The organism is Kitasatospora sp. NPDC088351 (assembly GCF_040685575.1).
Lineage (GTDB): Bacteria > Actinomycetota > Actinomycetes > Streptomycetales > Streptomycetaceae > Kitasatospora.
Genome location: NZ_JBFBIL010000142.1, coordinates 1 through 1,503, shown reverse-complemented (window position 1 = coordinate 1,503; position 1,503 = coordinate 1). Strand labels below are relative to the sequence as shown.

1 rRNA gene is annotated in these 1,503 nt (G+C 56.4%); it reads right to left on the bottom strand.

The window, feature by feature from the left end:
* Positions 1-2: 2 nt before the first annotated feature.
* Positions 3-1,503 (bottom strand): 23S ribosomal RNA (locus AB0P06_RS36880); the annotation flags it as partial.

Here is a 1,503-nt window from a genome sequence, read left to right as displayed (position 1 = left end):
CTGAGGACAAGCCCTCGGCCTATTAGTACCGGTCAACTCCACCCCTCACAGGGCTTCCATATCCGGCCTATCAACCCAGTCGTCTACTGGGAGCCTTACCCTCTCAAGGAGGTGGGAGTGCTCATCTCGAAGCAGGCTTCCCGCTTAGATGCTTTCAGCGGTTATCCCTCCCGAACGTAGCCAACCAGCCATGCCCTTGGCAGAACAACTGGCACACCAGAGGTTCGTCCGTCCCGGTCCTCTCGTACTAGGGACAGCCCTTCTCAACACTCCTACGCGCACAGCGGATAGGGACCGAACTGTCTCACGACGTTCTAAACCCAGCTCGCGTACCGCTTTAATGGGCGAACAGCCCAACCCTTGGGACCTACTCCAGCCCCAGGATGCGACGAGCCGACATCGAGGTGCCAAACCATCCCGTCGATATGGACTCTTGGGGAAGATCAGCCTGTTATCCCCGGGGTACCTTTTATCCGTTGAGCGACGGCGCTTCCACAAGCCACCGCCGGATCACTAGTCCCTACTTTCGTACCTGCTCGACCCGTCAGTCTCACAGTCAAGCTCCCTTGTGCACTTACACTCAACACCTGATTGCCAACCAGGCTGAGGGAACCTTTGGGCGCCTCCGTTACCCTTTAGGAGGCAACCGCCCCAGTTAAACTACCCACCAGACACTGTCCCTGATCCGGATCACGGACCCAGGTTAGACATCCAGCACGACCAGAGTGGTATTTCAACGACGACTCCACCAAGACTGGCGTCAAGGCTTCAAAGTCTCCCACCTATCCTACACAAGCCGAACCGAACACCAATATCAAGCTATAGTAAAGGTCCCGGGGTCTTTCCGTCCTGCTGCGCGAAACGAGCATCTTTACTCGTAATGCAATTTCACCGGGCCTATGGTTGAGACAGTCGAGAAGTCGTTACGCCATTCGTGCAGGTCGGAACTTACCCGACAAGGAATTTCGCTACCTTAGGATGGTTATAGTTACCACCGCCGTTTACTGGCGCTTAAGTTCTCAGCTTCGCCCCACCGAAATGGAGCTAACCGGTCCCCTTAACGTTCCAGCACCGGGCAGGCGTCAGTCCGTATACATCGCCTTACGGCTTCGCACGGACCTGTGTTTTTAGTAAACAGTCGCTTCTCGCTGGTCTCTGCGGCCACCCCCAGCTCAGACAGCACGTGTCATCACCAGGAATGGCCCCCCTTCTCCCGAAGTTACGGGGGCATTTTGCCGAGTTCCTTAACCATAGTTCACCCGAACGCCTCGGTATTCTCTACCTGACCACCTGAGTCGGTTTGGGGTACGGGCCGCCATGAAACTCGCTAGAGGCTTTTCTCGACAGCATAGGATCATCCACTTCACCACAATCGGCTCGGCATCAGGTCTCAGCCTCAATGAGTGACGGATTTGCCTATCACTCGGCCTACACCCTTACCCCGGGACTACCACCGCCCGGGCTGGACTACCTTCCTGCGTCACCCCATCGCTCACCTACTAC